Source organism: Daejeonella oryzae DSM 19973, from assembly GCF_000422945.1.
Lineage (GTDB): Bacteria > Bacteroidota > Bacteroidia > Sphingobacteriales > Sphingobacteriaceae > Daejeonella > Daejeonella oryzae.
This window is the reverse complement of the sequence record NZ_AUHA01000002.1, coordinates 773,703-790,363: the sequence shown is the minus strand read 5'-3', so window position 1 is coordinate 790,363 and position 16,661 is coordinate 773,703. Positions and strand designations below refer to the sequence as shown.

Sequence of the window (16,661 nt, the reverse complement as noted above, 5' to 3'; positions counted from 1 at the left end):
TTCATTACTTAAAAATTTAGATGAATACCTGATCCTCTTTTATTAACTCTTCAGTATCTACATAAAAACGTCCTGATGCTTGAAACTGATCAAGTAAAATCCGGCGGGCTGCATCTGTGCTGATCGCTCCTCCTAAAACCACCGAAGAAGCAAGTTGCGGTAAACTGTTAAGCGTTTTCCCCAACTCAGGAACCGAATCCTTCAATCTTTGTGAAATAGTTTCTGATCCGACTATTCGAAAGATCAGTTCCATTTTTTCTGTATTGGACAAGCTGCTAATCTTTTCGGGATTGATTCTTCCCAATAAACCATGCAGAAGCGGACGGTCAGGTTCCAGGTCGAAGCGCTCTATATCCAGCATGCCGCGATCATTTGTATCCATCAAAACCGGTATTTCAAATTCCCGTGATTTAAGTCTGCTTTTCACTTTAATATCCAGACCATCACATACTTCTACCAGCAGATCCAGTTTCCCGTCTGCGGTTAAAAAATCAGCTATGTTTTCATCGTTCAATCCTTCATTGAAAATCTTAACGGTTATAAAAGGATCTATTTCAAGAATTTCTCTGGCGGCAATAATGGTTTTTTTTAAACCCAGATTATGCACTCCCGTTCTTAACCGATTTAAATTGCTCAGCTCGGCAGTATCAAAATCAGCCAGCCGCAGTTCTCCGCAGGTTCTTTCCATGGCAATGGTTAAAGCAATGGATTGCCCCACCGAAAGGCCAATAATTCCAATTTTCTTCGTTTTTAATTTCTCTTGTTCCTCACGAGTTATTTTATTCCGGTTCCGGTTGGTTCTTACTTCTATAAATTCATGCTCATCAAGTAAATGAACTAACTTTTTGCTCCAGGGATAGTATACCCATACACCGTATTCAGAAATCGGCTGACCGTTTAAATGCTTTAAAATACGATCCGGGTATTCGGATGCAACAATCCTTTCAGAAGGATTTAAACTTTTAATCAATTCGGTTAATTGGCCTTCTATTTCATCATATATCTCCACATAAGGTAAGTTCTTCAAAACATTAAAATCTGCTTTATCAGATTCGTTGCTTAAGCGATAAAATTGAGGTTTAAATGTTTCTGAAGAAAGTGTTGTTTGATGCTCCATTTTATAATTATAGAAATTTAATTTATCGATCCATGTGTCATATTGAACATCTTGGAATCTTTATACTATTTTTGCTTGCTACAAAGCTGTATACGCAAATGTCTGAACAAAAGATCAATTTACTTTATGTGGATGATGAAGAAAACAACCTGCTTTCATTTAAGGCCACATTTCGCTTAAAATACAATATTAAAATTGCGTTAAGTGCAGACGAGGCCATGCAAATACTGGATAAAAATCCCATTGAGATTATTATCACAGATCAGAGAATGCCGAACACGACCGGTATTGAGTTTTTAGAAAAAGTTCTTGTAAAATATCCCGATCCTATCCGAATTCTTTTAACCGGATATTCTGATATGAATGCAGTTGTAGATGCTGTTAATAAGGGGAAAATATACCATTATCTTACTAAGCCCTGGGATGAAAAAGTGCTTGATGAAACAATAGCTAAAGCATTCGAGCTTTATCAGCAGAATCTGGAAGTAAAAACACTTAACGGTAAACTGGTTACTTCAAATGAACAGCTTGAGTTTTTGCTCAGACAAAGATTATTATCCTGACAGATTAATTCCTGGATTGCTGTCGGCGTGATTGCATTTAAGTCGTTAATGCCAGGTAAAAAAATGAGATTCAAAGATTTATTACCTTAGCGCCTTGGCGAATAAAACACATCACATCAGTCCCCGTAAATTCCATATTTTTCATTTAGTTTATTTAATGAAAAGGTCTTTAAAGGAGTTACGCTTAAATGACCCTTTGCGTATGGCCGGGGCGACCGCATTTTTCGCAACATTTGCTTTGCCACCCATTCTGATAATCATCATTCAGCTTTTAGGGTTATTTGTAAATCCAAATAAAGTAAGTTCAGAATTGATTGATCGGCTGTCAAACGTTTTAGGCAATACCAGCGCTCAGCAAATTAAAATTACCCTCGAAGCGTTTCGTTCATTGGGTCAGAACTGGTATGTAACATTGCTGGGTTTCGTTTTCTTAATGTTTGTTGCCACCACACTTTTTGCAGTGATAAAAAATTCTCTTGATCAGATATGGAATATCGGCATTAGGCCGCATGCCGGTGTAGTATTTAAACTAAAAAGCCGGTTAAGATCATTGATAATAATTTTATTGGCAGGTATTTTATTTTTTATAGGAGTTGTAACCGAAGGTCTTCAGGTTTTTTTAGGAAATTATATAGAAGACTTATGGCCGGGAGCAGGAATTTTTGCAAGTCGTGCAGTGAATGAAATTATGTTTATCATTATTGTCACTATTTGGTTTACTACACTGTTTAGATTTTTAACAGCCGGCCGGCCTAAATGGCAACTGGCTTTTGCAGGAGGTTTTTTCACGGCTATTTTATTTACCGCCGGAAAAATTATTGTACGGTATATGCTTGCCCTGAGCAAAATCGGAACCATTTATGGCGCTTCGGGATCAATTGTACTGATTATGCTGTTCGTATTTTACTCCGCTCTGATTTTTTATTATGGAGGCTGCTTTGTAAAAATACTGAGCGATGTTTATGATAAGCCGATCAGGCCCGTAAAAAAAGCATTTACATTTGAGCTTCTGGAAATTGATCCGCTTAAATAGGCTGCTTATTGAAGTTTAATACACAAATCCTTCAAAGCAAGGAGTTTCTTCCGTATCAGCTCCGCAGCAAATTCATCCAATAATTTTCCATCCTCAGCAAATTTTGTATTTGCTTTCGCCAACAATACTTCGGGTTTTTGAACAGGTGTCATATTTAAAAACTGAAAAACAGGATGAAAAGCTGTTTGCATCCGAACCGTTCCCCACATACCCGGAGTGGCTCCCATTAAAGCTACAGCTTTATTAAGAAGCGGCGAATCATCGCCACGTGAAGCCCAGTCGATCGCGTTTTTTAAAACACCCGGAATAGAATAATTATATTCAGGAGATACTAAAACAAGTGCATCTGCTTTGGCAAGAGCTTTCCTGAAAATTTCTACCTCTTCAGGCCTTTCAGTTGTTTCCGGCAGATCCAAATCTCCGTTGTACAGCGGAATATCTTTGATAGAAACCAGAGTCATATGTACTCCCTCCGGCAATAGTTTGGCTGCAGCATTTAAAAGCATCGTATTTAATGATCCTTTTCTGAGACTTCCACTAATTCCAACAAAATTTAATTCCCTGCTCATATTTAATTTTATAAATTATCTAATTTCTATATTGTTTATAGTAGAGGTTGTAATTCTTTCCAGATATTTTCAGCCAGAATTTTTTGTCCTTCAACCGTGGGGTGAATTCCATCAGACTGGTTCAGATCACTTATTCCTGCCACGCCTTCAAGCAGAAAGGGTACAAACGACATGTTATTTTTTTTAGCAAGTGCAGGAAACATATTTCTAAAATCGGAGGCATATTTTGGTCCCATATTAGGCGGAACTTCCATTCCGGCAAGAACCATTTTAACTTTCGGGTTTTTTGCTTTAACCTGATCAATAATGTTCTGCAAATTTTTTGTAGTTTCTGGAACCGGAATTCCTCTCAATCCATCATTTGCTCCAAGTTCAAGCACAAAAATATCACATCTGTTTTTTAGAATCCAGCTTATGCGGCTTTTTCCGCCCGATGATGTTTCGCCGCTAAGGCCTGCATTTACCGCAGTATAATCCAGGTTAAGTGAATCTATTTTTTGCTGAATAAGGGCCGGAAAAGCTTCCGAGGGTTCAACTCCATAACCTGCTGTCAGGCTGTTCCCGAAAAAAATGATCGTTTTTACACTTTCATCTGTTGCCGGTGTTTGAGTGTCTGTATTATTTTGAGAGGTATCTTCAGAAGGTTTTTTCGGATCGCCGCAAGAGCATACAATCGTAAATAAAATAGGAAAAAGAAGTAAATTTAGTTTGTGCATTGCTTAAATATTAACGCATATTAAAGATGTTTAAACATATTGATGACACTTAAGTTTGGCTATTCTGCTACTTTAGGACCAACAGGGATTTTGAAACATCTGCGACTAAACTACATCTAATAATAAACTTATGCTGGAAAATATACTGACTGTAAATGATTTAAGCAAAACGTATCAAAGTGCCGGACATACGCTGACAGTTCTTGATAAAATCAGTTTTTCTATTCAATCTGGTTCTACCGTATCTATTGTAGGTCCTTCGGGAAGCGGAAAAACTACGTTATTGGGTTTATGCGCAGGTTTGGATAGATCCACTTCCGGAATAGTTGAATTAAATGGAATTCGTCTGGATAATTTAAATGAAGATCAGCGGGCACAGGTTCGTAACCAGTATGTTGGTTTTATATTTCAGAATTTTCAGTTATTGCCAACGCTTACAGCCCTCGAGAATGTAATGGTCCCGCTGGAACTCCGGGGAGAAAAAAACATCCGTGCTCACGCCATGGATCTGATTGATAAAGTGGGTTTGACCGAACGAATGCATCATTATCCAACCCAGCTTTCGGGCGGAGAGCAGCAGCGGGTTTCTTTAGCAAGGGCTTTTTCAAACCACCCGAAGATATTATTCGCAGATGAGCCCACCGGTAATCTGGATGCGGAAACCAGTCATAAAGTTGAAAAATTATTATTCGATTTAAATACCGAGGCCGGAACCACATTGATTTTGGTTACCCATAATCTCGAACTTGCTTCCAGAACCCAGCGGATTATTCGCTTAAAAGGTGGACTCATGATTTCTGATGAAAATACAGGTGCAGAACAATTGAACGAGGTAGGGTATGTCAAAGAATAATTTACCGCAAAGCAAATCATTTCCAACAGTGCCTTTAAACTTTAAGTGGCTGTTAAAAATGGCCTGGCGTGATAGCCGACGAAATCGCTCCCGGCTATTTTTATTTATTTCCTCAATTATTTTGGGAATTGCCGCTTTGGTAGCCATATATTCTTTTGGAAATAATCTCAACCGGGATATTGATGATCAGGCCAAAACATTGCTTGGTGCCGATCTGGTTATAGAAACAAATAAAACCCTGCAGCCCGGAGTCGAAGACTGGCTCAAGTCTTTGGGAGATGAACGATCACAGGAACGAAGTTTTGCTTCTATGGTTCTTTTCACAAAAAACCAGGGAACACGTTTAGTCCAGGTAAGAGCGATTGAAGGCCGGTTTCCTTATTACGGAGAGATTGAAACCAGCCCTGCCTCTGCAGGTAAATCTTTTCGGGATAACAAACAGGCGCTGGTAGATAAAACCCTAATGTTGCAATATAACGCCGCCATTGGCGATTCAGTAAAATTAGGAAACGTTAGTTTTAAAATTGCCGGCATATTAAACAAAGCGCCGGGTCAGACAGGGTTTTCGGCAGCCGTGGCACCTATCGTTTATATTCCTCTGCAATATCTTGAAGAATCAGGATTATCTCAAAAGGGCAGCCGCATTACGTATAACTTTTTTTACAAATTTAATGATCCTGGCCAGGTTGATCGCTTTGTTAAAAGAATGGAGCCGCGGCTCGATAAGTCAGAACTTGATTATGAAACAGTAGAATCACGTAAGGAAAACACGGGAAGATCTTTTAAAGATCTCACCCAATTTTTATCACTTGTTGGTTTTATTGCCTTGTTATTGGGATGTATTGGTGTAGCCAGCTCTATTCATATTTATATCCGCGAAAAGATAAGTACAATTGCCATTCTTCGCTGCCTTGGCTTAAGTTCAAAACAAGCATTTATCATATACCTCATCCAGATTGTAGGAATAGGTTTCATAGGTTCTATTGCAGGCGCAATCCTCGGAACCGTTATTCAGCAGGTTTTGCCTGCGGTTCTTAAAGATTTTTTGCCAATAGAAATAACCGCTGTAATTTCCTGGCCGGCCATATTTCAGGGTATTGGTTTAGGGATAATTATTTCAGTTTTATTTGCGTTGTTGCCGCTGGTTTCTGTGCGGAATATTTCGCCCTTAAACACCTTAAGAATTTCATTTGAAGAGACGCATCTTTTTAAAGACCCGCTAAAATGGCTGGTTTACTTTCTGATTGTTCTTTTTGTATTCTCCTTTAGTTTTTTGCAGTTAAGAGACTGGCAGCAAACGCTGTTTTTTACTATTGGAGTATTGGGTTCTTTTTTAATTCTTGCGGCTATGGCCGGATTGTTAATGTGGATGGCCCGGAAATTTTTTCCTTCTTCCTGGAATTACCTATGGAGACAGGGCTTTGCCAATCTGTTCAGACCCAATAATCAAACGCTGATCCTGATTACCTCAATCGGGTTGGGTACTGCATTTATCTGTACTCTTTTCTTTGTCCAGGATATTCTGCTTAACAGGGTTAATCTCTCGGCAAGTGGCAATCAGCCAAATATGGTTTTATTTGATATCCAATCCAATCAAAAAGAAAAAGTTGCAAATCTAACCAAAAGTATGGGTCTTCCGGTAATGCAGCAGGTTCCTGTGGTAACCATGCGACTTGAATCTATCAACGGTAAAACCGCTGTACAGGCTAAAAAAGATAGCAGCAGAAGTTTAAACAGGGCATTTGAAAGAGAATACAGGGTTACCTACCGTGATTCTTTAACAGAAAGCGAAAACATAACAGAAGGAAAATGGACCGGTATTGCTACCGGAAATAAGCCTGCGGAGATTTCTATTGAGGAAGGTTATGCAAAACGAATTGATGTTAAACTTGGGGATAAACTTTTATTTAACGTTCAGGGTGCTCCTGTTCAAACGGTTGTTGGAAGTTTCAGAAAAGTAGATTGGAACCGTATACAAACAAATTTCCTGGTGATTTTCCCAAAGGGAGTTTTAGAAGATGCACCCCAGTTTCATGTGTTAATTACCAAGGTTCCGTCGGCAAAAGGCTCTGCGGAATTTCAGCAAACCATAGTAAAAAGCTTTCCGAATATTTCAATTATTGATCTGGGCCTGGTATTAAGCGTGTTAGATGAAATACTGAATAAAATTAGTTTCGTGATCCGTTTTATGGCTGGATTCAGCATCATAACCGGATTAATAGTGTTGGTTGCTTCGGTATTAATCAGTAAATATCAGCGCATTCAGGAAAGTGTGCTACTGCGAACTTTAGGCGCAAGCCGTAAACAAATATTGGTCATTACGGCACTTGAATATTTCTTTCTGGGTGCTCTTGCAGCCGCCAGCGGAATTATACTAGCATTGGCTTCAAGCTGGGCTTTGGCACGTTTTAGCTTTGAAACCTCCTTCGAGCCGCAATTTTTACCGGTATTGCTCATCTTCCTGTTTATTTCATCCCTTACAGTAATTATAGGAATGTTTAACAGCCGGAGCATTTTAAATAAACCGCCGCTTGAGATATTGAGAAATGAAGCCTAGCGTATGCAGGCTTCATTTCTTTATCCATAAATGTATTTTTAAACATAAAACAGAATTTAAATACCTAAAAGGTGAGATCACCTATAAATCAATACAGTTTAACTACAAACTGCTGGCATTAAATGTATCGCCCTGATTTATATCGCCGGTTTCATATCCTTTTTTAAACCAGCGCATTCTTTGTTCTGAGGTACCATGGGTAAAAGCATCAGGAACAATTTCTCCCTGAGATTGCTTTTGAAGACGGTCGTCACCAATGGCAGCGGCAGCAGTTAATGCTTCCTGAATATCGCCATCTTCAATACTATTAAACATTTTTTGAGCATGATTTGCCCAAACGCCTGCATAAAAATCAGCCTGTAACTCCAGCTTAACTGATAAGCGGTTGTACTCTGTTTCACTTACCTGTCCACGCATGGCCTGTACTTTATCCGAAGTACCCATCAGGTTTTGAATGTGATGCCCAACTTCATGTGCTATAACATACGCCATCGGGAAATCACCGCCGGCACCGAAACGCTTGGTCAGATCATCTTTAAACGAAAGATCGATATATACTTTCTGATCGGTAGGACAATAAAATGGTCCGGTTGCAGCACTTGCAGAACCACATGCCGAAGCTACGCTTCCGCGAAACAGAACCAGATTTGGTTCCTGGTACGTTGAGCCGTTTTCTTTGAAAATAGCCCCCCAAACTTCTTCCGTATCTGCTAATACCACATCTACAAATTTTCCTTCTTCATCTGTTGGGGCAGATGTTGGTGTGGTTTGTTCCTGAGGTGCTCCTCCGGATTGAACCATATCGAGCATTTCCAGTGGATTTTTTCCCGTAATCAAACCAAGGATAATCGCAACTACTAGTGCACCTCCGCCCAGTGCAACTTTACCTCCGCCACTCCGGCGATCTTCAATATTTCCGCTTCCGCGTCTTCCAAGCCAGCGCATAGTTGTATGTATTAAATGTTGATGGGATTAACAGGATTGTTTGGTCTTTGTTTTATCAGTCTAATCTCTGATATTACGTGTTTTATTATTTTGAAATTTTTGTTGAATGATGTTGTTGTCCGTAGCGGGAGATTTTAAGTTCAGACTTTCCATGCTTGTTAATGGTTACTTTCAGAAGAAAATCATAATCATCATCCTGAAGTGTTTCCATTGGAGGTTGTGTATCAAAAGCTTTCGCAATATCTAATATGGTATTTGAATGCCCTACCACTAAGATGGTTTTATTGGTATAAGTGTTTTTAACAGTATTAACCAGCTCCTTTATATCCGAATAATTTAATACAGGCAGGCCTGATCTCTGTGCGGTTGGCGCTCCTGTTTCCATCGATCTTTTGTAAGCAGTACTAAAAACCGCGTCAAACTTTTCTTTTTTCAAAGCAATCACCAAATCTTTGGCTCTTATTTTGCCCTGAGCATTCAACACCGGATCAGAATTACTTTTATTAGACACATCTTTTTCAGCGTGACGGACGATATAGATAACGGTTTCCTTTGAAAATTTATCTGCGGATATAAAAGATGCTAATCCGAAAAATAAAATAATAAAGAGCAGTTTGAATTTCATAATAACTAATAAAAAATAATTTTTTCAAACACATTGAGTTTGAAAAACTTTTTAAAAATAAAGATTTGCAATGAATGTAAAGGATATTTTAAAAGTGCTGAAGAAAAGCGGCAGTTTGTTGTATGCATCTTTCGATGCTTTTATTGAAGACCGGGCCTTAAAAATGAGTGCTGCTTTAGCGTACTACACCGTTTTTGCAATGGCGCCTTTACTTATAATGCTAATTTTCCTTGCAAGTATTTTTTATGGCGAAGATGCAATTCACAGAAAGCTGTTTTCTGAAATTAACGGCTTGGTAGGGAATGATGCAGCTTTGCAAATTCAGGAAATTATCCGTCAGATTACTCTTCAAAAAGATTCCACTTTCGCAGTAATATTAGGAGTGATTACCTTATTTATAGGAGCAACCGGTGTATTTGTTGAAATGCAGGATTCTATTAACCAAATTTGGCGTGTAAAAGCCAAGCCCAAAAAAGGCTGGAAAAAAATGCTGGTTAACCGGGTCTTATCTTTTTCCATGATCATTAGTTTGGGATTTCTCCTGGTGGCTTCTCTGATTATTAACGGTTTGATTCTGGCCTTGAGTGATCGGTTAAGCCAATATTTTCCGGATATGACCATTCTTGTTATCAATGCCTTTAATCTGGGCCTGACATTTATTATCATCTCTGCTTTGTTCGGGATTATTTTTAAGTTTTTACCAGATGTGGAAATAGGCTGGAAAGATGTACGGATCGGAGCATTTTTTACTGCAACACTATTTATTTTAGGAAAATTTCTGATTGGTTTATATATTCAAAAAGTTGGTCCTGGCTCGGCTTACGGTGCAGCCGGATCAATTATTGTCATTCTGGTTTGGGTATATTATACATCTGCAATATTGTATTTCGGTGCAGAATTTACACAGGTTTACGCAGATTGCTATGGCGGTAAAATAAGACCTGCAACCTACGCAGTTCATATTATTCAAACAGAGGAAGAAAAAGTTGTGAAAGTTTTACCGCCCCAGGAACATGAAAATATAGAGGAAAACGAGAAGACGAAATAACTATTTGATAAGTGCTGTAAAAAAATCAAAATGCTTTTCAATTGATTTTTTCCAGTATTGCCGGTCGTGTTTTCCAGGTTGTGAAATAAATGTAGCCGCCAGATTAAGGGTGGCGCATTTTTCCATCAGATCTACATTTCCCCTGTGAAAGGGATCCAGTGTTCCGCAATCAAAAATGAAAGGCTTTTCAGAACCTTTTAATTTTTCAACCAACTTCAGAACAGAAAAATCATCCCATAAGCCAGCTTCTGTAGATGGTCCTATAAGGGATGTAAGTCCGTATTTATCGCTTGATTTTTTTAAATCCATTACGCCGCTGCTGCTGCCGGCACTTAAAAATAATTCGGGTTTTTGGATAAATAAATTCAATGCTCCCTGGCCGCCCATGCTTAAGCCGCTGATGAATATTTGTTTTTGATTGGGATGATATTTTTTAAGAATATCAGGATACAGTTCTGAAAAGAAAAAATTCTGGAACTGGCTTTTGCTTTTAACCGGACTGTTAATATACCAGCTGTTTAGATTTGCATCCGGGCAAACAAGGATGAAACCATACTTATCCGCCTGCTTTTGTGCATCAATAATACTGTTCCATTGATTGTAATTGCCGCCATATCCGTGTAATAAATAAACCAATGGTAAGCTTTTTGCCGGTGAAAAATTTTGAGGCTTAAATATTAGAACGGTATCCGGCTTTGATAAATATTCTGATTTATAGATGAGTGTATCCTGAGCATAAGCCGGAGCGCTTATCAATAAAAATAATACACCAATGTACGTGTTAATTTTATGCGGTTTTAACAGGATTGTGAGCGTGTTAAACTTCTTAGAAAAAATATCAAATCTCATCATTATGTAAGCCTAATATTTGTGGTGAATAATGGTTAAAATCCGTTCCATTTCTTTACGGATTTCAGTTGTTGGCCGCACGTAATTATTATTCATAAAAGAAAATATTAGTGTTTTGCCATTCTCTGTTTTTAAATATCCCGTTAGGTTTACATTGTTTGAAAGGGTGCCTGTTTTTGCAAATACAAACGGCGCAGTTTCAGACTTAAAATAGCTTTTCAGCGTTCCTGATTTTCCGCCTTGCGGCAATAAATTAAACAGTCTTTCTTCTGATCCTGCAGTTTCATATAGCTTTTGGCATAAATGAACCATATCTCTCGGGCTAAACAAATTTTGCCTGGATAATCCCGATCCATCCACCCATTGCGGTTTATCAGGAAGATCGCTTAAGTAGTTTTTTACCATGAATTTTATAACGGTATCGGTATTCATCTCCCAGTTATTTTCGGCCGCAGAATTCAACAATAAATGTTCGGCGATAAAATTATCGCTTGGCAATAACATATGTTTAATTACCGAATCTTTAGGTGTATTATAAAAAGTTTTGGTGATTTCAGGTTTCGTATAAGTAATCATTCCAACATAATTGGGAAGATTTGATTTCAATATTTTGTTCAGCAAATTGTCGCTTGTTTTAAAAGGAATTTCCTGTGTAAAAGAAGCAGCTGGCTGAATGGCGGGTTGCGTAAAAATATTATTAAGAATTTGTCTCTTAATTCTAAACCTGCCTGTTTGTTTACTGCTGTCTGTAGTCAGAACAAATGTACTGTCGGTAAAAGCAGGTGAGCCGGTAATTTTTCCATTGATTACACTGCTGCGGATAATATTTCCATAAACAGGCAAAGCCGAAATCTCGGGCTGATAATATTCATTGTAATCATCATATGACCATCCTGTACCATAAAAATCTCCGGTGTAATTTCCATTTGCCCAGAATAATTTTTTACCGCTTTGCGCAAGTTTGCTCAGTACGGTTTGTTTGAAATCAGGATGTAAAAAAGTCGGATCTGCTGTTCCCCAAAAAATCAGCGAATCACCTTTTTCAATATATTTTAAAGCAGGAATAGAATCTTTTAGAAGTTTTAACCCGGTATAGAATGTAAATAATTTTGTATTGGAAGCAGGTGTAAAATATTTATCGCTGAATTGTTCTGCGATCATTTTTTTATCCGCGGGATCATAAAGAGCAAAGCCGGTGAAGTGACCACTTAATACTTCAGAACGCTCAATAAGTTTCTGTATCTTTCTGGGACGTATTACAGAGGAGCAAGAACTTTGAATAATTATGACAGACAGAAGTAGGGTGTAAATACGGAATTTCATATTTTAAGAAACTATTTGATTTTCGGGTCTTTTGCAAGAGTCAACTTACAATATTCTATTTTTAATCTGAAATTGTAATTAATAACTGTAATTTAATTTTAAATGCCAAGCAAATTAACCATTGCAAATTGTTTACAAAAAGTCCTGTTCATTTTTACAGGCCTTTTAATTGTATGCAATTCTGCGTATGCGCAATTTGAGTTTACAGGGAATCGCAATCGCGAAAATATACCTTTTCAGCTGGTAAAAAACCTGATGGTTATTCCTTTAAAAATTAACGGAAGTGGTCCTTACAACTTTGTTTTAGATACCGGCGTAGGGCTGTTTCTAATTACAGATCCCGCTTTGGTAGATTCTATTCATATAGAAAATTTGCGGAGTATAAAAATAAGCGGCTTTGGTAAAGGAGAAGATCTAAGTGCGTTTGTTGCCCCATCTTTGGAGGTTGATATAGGCTCCGCCAAAGCTAAATCCATCGCGGCAGCTATTTTGAAGAAAGATGTTTTTGAGCTTTCCAGTTTTGCCGGGATGCCTATTCATGGTTTAATAGGGTATGAATTTTTTAACAGTTTTACCGTTCGAATCAGCTATTCTTTAAACTCCATTACCATTTACCGACCAGATCAATTCTATATACCGCGTAAAGGTACCCGGATTCCAATTACCATCGAAGAACATAAGCCTTATATGGTTAATGAACTGGTTTTAAGTACGGGCCAAAAAGTATCTGCCAAATTGATAATTGATACAGGTGCCGGTCATCCCATATCGCTGGAAAGCTTTGAAGGGAAACCTTTTGAAGTACCGCAGGTAAATATTGCCGCAAATTTAGGAATTGGGTTGATGGGTGCAATTAAGGGATATATTGGCCGGATCCCATCAGTTAAAATTGGAAAATTTACACTTAAGAACGTGATTGCTGCTTATCCCTCTTACGAGGATGTAGGTTCAAAAGTACGTTCCATACAACGCAACGGAAGCGTGGGAAATAATATTTTGAGAAGATTTGATGTGGTATTTGATTATCACCGCCAGTCAATGTATATTAAGCCCTCATCATTTTTAAAAGAACCATTTGAGCACGATATGAGTGGGATGGAACTGGCTTCGGGAGGAAAAGATTTCAAGCGGGTAATTATTACGCGAATTGAACCCTCTTCTCCGGCAGAAGAAGTAGGTTTAAATAAGGATGATGAAATTTTAAGTATAAATTTTAAATCGGTAACGGATATGACCATGCAGGAAATTGATAATCTTTTCCGCTCACGTAACGATCGCAGCTTTATTTTAGAGGTAGTTCCAAGAGGCAGCAAAGAAAGAGAGCGAGTAATCCTAACCTTACAAAGAAGAATTTAAAACACAATTAATCCTGATCATAAATAAAACCCTCTTCAATTCTCATCCAGAATAATAAATTAATGAAAAGAACCCTAACTTTTTTCCTCGTATTTTGCTTTTCAACGCATCTTGTAAATGCACAAAAGACACAAAAAACAAGTTCAGTTCCTCAGCCAACATCCGCAGCTACAGTTTTAAAAGGATTTGAACAGCGCCAAAAATTAGATCAGGAATCCCTGGTTAAAAATCTAAAATTTAAATCGGTGGGCCCTACGGTTATGAGCGGCCGGATTACCGATGTGGATGTCAATGAAAATGATCCTACCGAATTTTATGCAGCTTACGCTTCCGGCGGACTATGGCATACTGTGAATAATGGAATTTCATTCGAACCGGTATTTGATCAGGAAGCCAGCATGACCATTGGCGATATTGCGGTTGACTGGAAAAATAATATCATTTGGATAGGAACCGGAGAGAATAATTCAAGCCGTTCTTCGTATGCCGGAAACGGAATTTATAAAAGCACCAATGGTGGTAAAACCTGGGAATGGTTGGGTTTACCTGAATCGCACCATATAGGTCGCATAGTTTTGGATCCGGACAATGCAGGCACGGCCTGGGTTGCAGCCTTGGGTCACCTGTATTCTGCAAATAAAGAAAGAGGAGTTTACAAAACAACCGATGGTGGCAAAACCTGGAAATTAACCTTATTTATAGATGATTCCACCGGTGCAGTCGACCTGGTTTCAGATCCTAAAAATTCCGGAGTGTTATATGCCACCATGTGGAAACGTGAGCGTCAGGCCTGGAATTTTGTTGAAGGAGGAAAAACTTCAGGCATCTATAAAAGTACAGATGCCGGCGAAAGCTGGAGTTTGATATCTACCGCCGCAAGCGGATTTCCTAATGGAGAAGGCGTTGGCCGGATTGGTTTAGCCGTCTATCCTCAGAATCCCAATATAATCTATGCTATTCTTGATAATCAATCTGCCAGAAAAGAAGATGGAAAAATTGAAAAAAGCGGAAAGTTAAGCAAAGACGACTTGAGGAACATGTCTAAAAATGATTTTTTAAAACTTGAAAATGATGCCGTTACACAGTTTCTGAAAGACAATCGGTTTCCTTCCAAATATACCGCAGCTTCAGTTAAAAAAGATATTTTGGAAGACAAGATTAAACCTGTAGCTCTGGTAGAATATCTGGAAGATGCAAACACGCAGATGTTCGGTACCGCCATAGTAGAGGCCGAAGTTTACCGGAGTGATGATGCCGGCAAATCATGGAAGAAAACCAATACAGATGATTTGAGAGGAGTGTATAATACCTATGGTTATTATTTTGGCCAGATCAGGGTTTCTCCTGTAAATGCAGACAAGATTTACATCATGGGAGTTCCTATCTACCGCTCTGATGACGGTGGAAAAACGTTCAAGAACATCAACGGTGATAATGTTCATGCCGATCACCATGCATTGTGGGTCGATCCTAAAAAAGACGGTCATATTATTAATGGAAACGACGGTGGAATTAATATTTCATATGATGATGGAAAAAACTGGTTTAAAGCCAACACACCGGCCGTGGGACAGTTTTATTCGGTTACATTAGATATGGCAAAACCTTATAATATTTATGGAGGATTGCAGGATAATGGAGTTTGGACAGGTCCTTCGACTTATACTGCCGGTTATAGCTGGTATGACGATGGAGAGTATCCATATAAGCGTATCTGGGGTGGCGACGGAATGCAGGTTGCCGTAGACACCCGCGATAATAATTTGGTTTATACCGGATCGCAATACGGAGCATACGGACGATTTAATAAAACGACAAAAGAACGGATGCCTTTTCAGCCCAAACATGAATTAGGCGAACGCCCCCTGCGCTGGAACTGGGAATCTCCCGTGTTAATTTCACGTCATAATCAGGATGTGATTTATTTTGGCTCCAACCGTTTTCACCGATCTCTGAATAAAGGAACAGATTTTATTGCCCTTTCTGGAGATTTAACAAAAGGCGGAAAACCCGGTGATATTGCTTATGGTTCTTTAACAAGCATTGATGAATCTCCCTTAAAATTCGGACTAATTTATGCCGGAAGTGATGATGGATTGATTCATGTATCCAAAGACGGCGGATATACCTGGAGTAAAATCTCTGATAAACTTCCGCAGAATTTATGGGTTTCACAGGTTTTTGCATCGAATTTTGAAGAAGGTACGGTGTATGCTTCCCTTAACGGTTACCGCTACGATGATTTCAATTCATATATTTATAAGTCTGCAGATTACGGACAAAACTGGACACGCATTGGGACCAATTTGCCAGCAGAGCCAGTGAACGTGGTTAAACAGGATCTTAAAAATAAAGACCTGTTATTCGCCGGAACAGATCATGGTTTATATATTTCCTTAAACGGCGGAAAAGATTTTATGCGCTTTTCAGGAGATTTGCCAGCTGTTTCTGTACATGATCTGGCTATTCATCCACGCGAAGATGACCTGGTAATTGCTACTCACGGCCGTTCACTATATATGACGGATATTAAAGAACTGCAGCAATTAACCGGCGACGTTCTGCAAAAAGATATGCAGGCATTTGAATTGAAGCCGGTAAATTTCAGTGCAAATTGGGGCCGTAAATTCGATACTATCTATGAACCCGAATTCAAAATTCCGTATTTCAGTAAAAATTCCGGCAAGGTTACCCTTAACATTTCAACTGCAAAAGGCTTGCTGTTAAAATCATTTACTGATACTGCAGAGGCAGGTTTAAATTATGCGGATTATGATCTGAGTATCAACGATAGTAAAATGTCTGCATACCAGAATGAATTTGAAAAAAGTCAAAACATATCCTTGAAAAAAGCGGATAGCGGCAAAGTTTATTTGCAGCCAGGTAAATATCTGGTAGAGGTTAAACACGCTAATGGCTCTGCGGGCAAACAAACATTAATTATTTCTGAAGGTTCCAGGGGCCAATCAGGGTTTGAGCCCGAAGCTGCTTCTGAGCCCGATGGCGAAGCAGAATCAAAATAACTTTAAAAACCCGGACGAAATTCCGGGTTTTTAAGTTTTGTAACTTTCCCGTTAAAAGCAGGTCAAAGTTATTCCTTATTATAA

Annotated in this window: 14 protein-coding genes; 7 read left to right on the top strand and 7 right to left on the bottom strand. The window is 38.7% G+C overall.

Annotation, left to right across the window (positions count from 1 at the left end):
- Nucleotides 1-16: 16 nt before the first annotated feature.
- The gene (locus tag G521_RS0103835; RefSeq protein ID WP_026897350.1) at nucleotides 17-1,117 is read right to left on the bottom strand and encodes an Rv1355c family protein; all 1,101 of its coding nucleotides are present in this window, start codon (nucleotides 1,115-1,117) and stop codon (nucleotides 17-19) included.
- Nucleotides 1,118-1,215: 98 nt separating this feature from the next.
- On the opposite strand from G521_RS0103835, the gene G521_RS0103830 reads away from it, so the two are divergent.
- Nucleotides 1,216-1,680 (top strand): response regulator, encoded by a 465-nt coding sequence (locus tag G521_RS0103830; protein WP_026897349.1) that lies wholly within the window; start codon nucleotides 1,216-1,218, stop codon nucleotides 1,678-1,680.
- A gap of 157 nt (nucleotides 1,681-1,837) precedes the next feature.
- Complete coding sequence (locus G521_RS0103825; RefSeq protein WP_051189431.1) at nucleotides 1,838-2,713, top strand: YihY/virulence factor BrkB family protein; 876 nt, start codon at nucleotides 1,838-1,840, stop codon at nucleotides 2,711-2,713.
- Nucleotides 2,714-2,718: 5 nt separating this feature from the next.
- On the opposite strand, the gene G521_RS0103820 is transcribed toward G521_RS0103825, so the two are convergent.
- Nucleotides 2,719-3,282 carry an NADPH-dependent FMN reductase gene (locus tag G521_RS0103820; RefSeq protein WP_026897347.1) on the bottom strand — a complete coding sequence of 188 codons (564 nt, stop codon included), beginning with the start codon at nucleotides 3,280-3,282 and terminating at the stop codon, nucleotides 2,719-2,721.
- Between the two features lie 35 nt (nucleotides 3,283-3,317).
- Nucleotides 3,318-3,998 (bottom strand): arylesterase, encoded by a 681-nt coding sequence (locus G521_RS0103815; RefSeq protein WP_026897346.1) that lies wholly within the window; start codon nucleotides 3,996-3,998, stop codon nucleotides 3,318-3,320.
- 130 nt (nucleotides 3,999-4,128) lie between these two features.
- On the opposite strand from G521_RS0103815, the gene G521_RS0103810 reads away from it, so the two are divergent.
- On the top strand, nucleotides 4,129-4,851 hold the full coding sequence (locus G521_RS0103810) for an ABC transporter ATP-binding protein (RefSeq protein ID WP_036678102.1): 723 nt from the start codon (nucleotides 4,129-4,131) through the stop codon (nucleotides 4,849-4,851).
- Complete coding sequence (locus G521_RS0103805) at nucleotides 4,838-7,408, top strand: ABC transporter permease (RefSeq protein ID WP_220096041.1); 2,571 nt, start codon at nucleotides 4,838-4,840, stop codon at nucleotides 7,406-7,408. Before G521_RS0103810 ends, G521_RS0103805 begins: the two co-directional genes overlap by 14 nt.
- 102 nt (nucleotides 7,409-7,510) lie before the next feature.
- Here G521_RS0103805 and ypfJ read toward each other — a convergent pair whose 3' ends face one another.
- Nucleotides 7,511-8,353 (bottom strand): KPN_02809 family neutral zinc metallopeptidase, encoded by an 843-nt coding sequence (gene ypfJ, locus G521_RS0103800; protein ID WP_026897343.1) that lies wholly within the window; start codon nucleotides 8,351-8,353, stop codon nucleotides 7,511-7,513.
- A gap of 85 nt (nucleotides 8,354-8,438) precedes the next feature.
- Nucleotides 8,439-8,978, bottom strand: coding sequence for a phosphoglycerate mutase family protein (locus tag G521_RS16415; RefSeq protein ID WP_051189429.1), 540 nt, complete (start codon nucleotides 8,976-8,978; stop codon nucleotides 8,439-8,441).
- A 70-nt stretch (nucleotides 8,979-9,048) separates the two neighbouring features.
- Here G521_RS16415 and G521_RS0103790 point away from each other — a divergent pair, with 70 nt between their 5' ends.
- The gene (locus G521_RS0103790) at nucleotides 9,049-10,026 is read left to right on the top strand and encodes a YihY/virulence factor BrkB family protein (protein WP_026897342.1); all 978 of its coding nucleotides are present in this window, start codon (nucleotides 9,049-9,051) and stop codon (nucleotides 10,024-10,026) included.
- Here the strand turns inward: G521_RS0103790 and G521_RS0103785 are convergent, their stop codons facing one another.
- Nucleotides 10,027-10,878, bottom strand: a complete 852-nt coding sequence (locus G521_RS0103785) for an alpha/beta hydrolase (protein ID WP_051189428.1) — start codon at nucleotides 10,876-10,878, stop codon at nucleotides 10,027-10,029.
- A gap of 9 nt (nucleotides 10,879-10,887) precedes the next feature.
- The gene (locus tag G521_RS0103780; protein WP_026897340.1) at nucleotides 10,888-12,198 is read right to left on the bottom strand and encodes a D-alanyl-D-alanine carboxypeptidase/D-alanyl-D-alanine-endopeptidase; all 1,311 of its coding nucleotides are present in this window, start codon (nucleotides 12,196-12,198) and stop codon (nucleotides 10,888-10,890) included.
- 102 nt (nucleotides 12,199-12,300) lie between these two features.
- Between G521_RS0103780 and G521_RS0103775 the strand changes: the two genes are divergently transcribed.
- Both G521_RS0103775 and G521_RS16410 read left to right on the top strand, forming a co-directional pair.
- On the top strand, nucleotides 12,301-13,554 hold the full coding sequence (locus G521_RS0103775) for an aspartyl protease family protein (protein WP_026897339.1): 1,254 nt from the start codon (nucleotides 12,301-12,303) through the stop codon (nucleotides 13,552-13,554).
- A 62-nt stretch (nucleotides 13,555-13,616) separates the two neighbouring features.
- Complete coding sequence (locus tag G521_RS16410; protein ID WP_155975655.1) at nucleotides 13,617-16,577, top strand: WD40/YVTN/BNR-like repeat-containing protein; 2,961 nt, start codon at nucleotides 13,617-13,619, stop codon at nucleotides 16,575-16,577.
- Nucleotides 16,578-16,661: the final 84 nt, after the last annotated feature.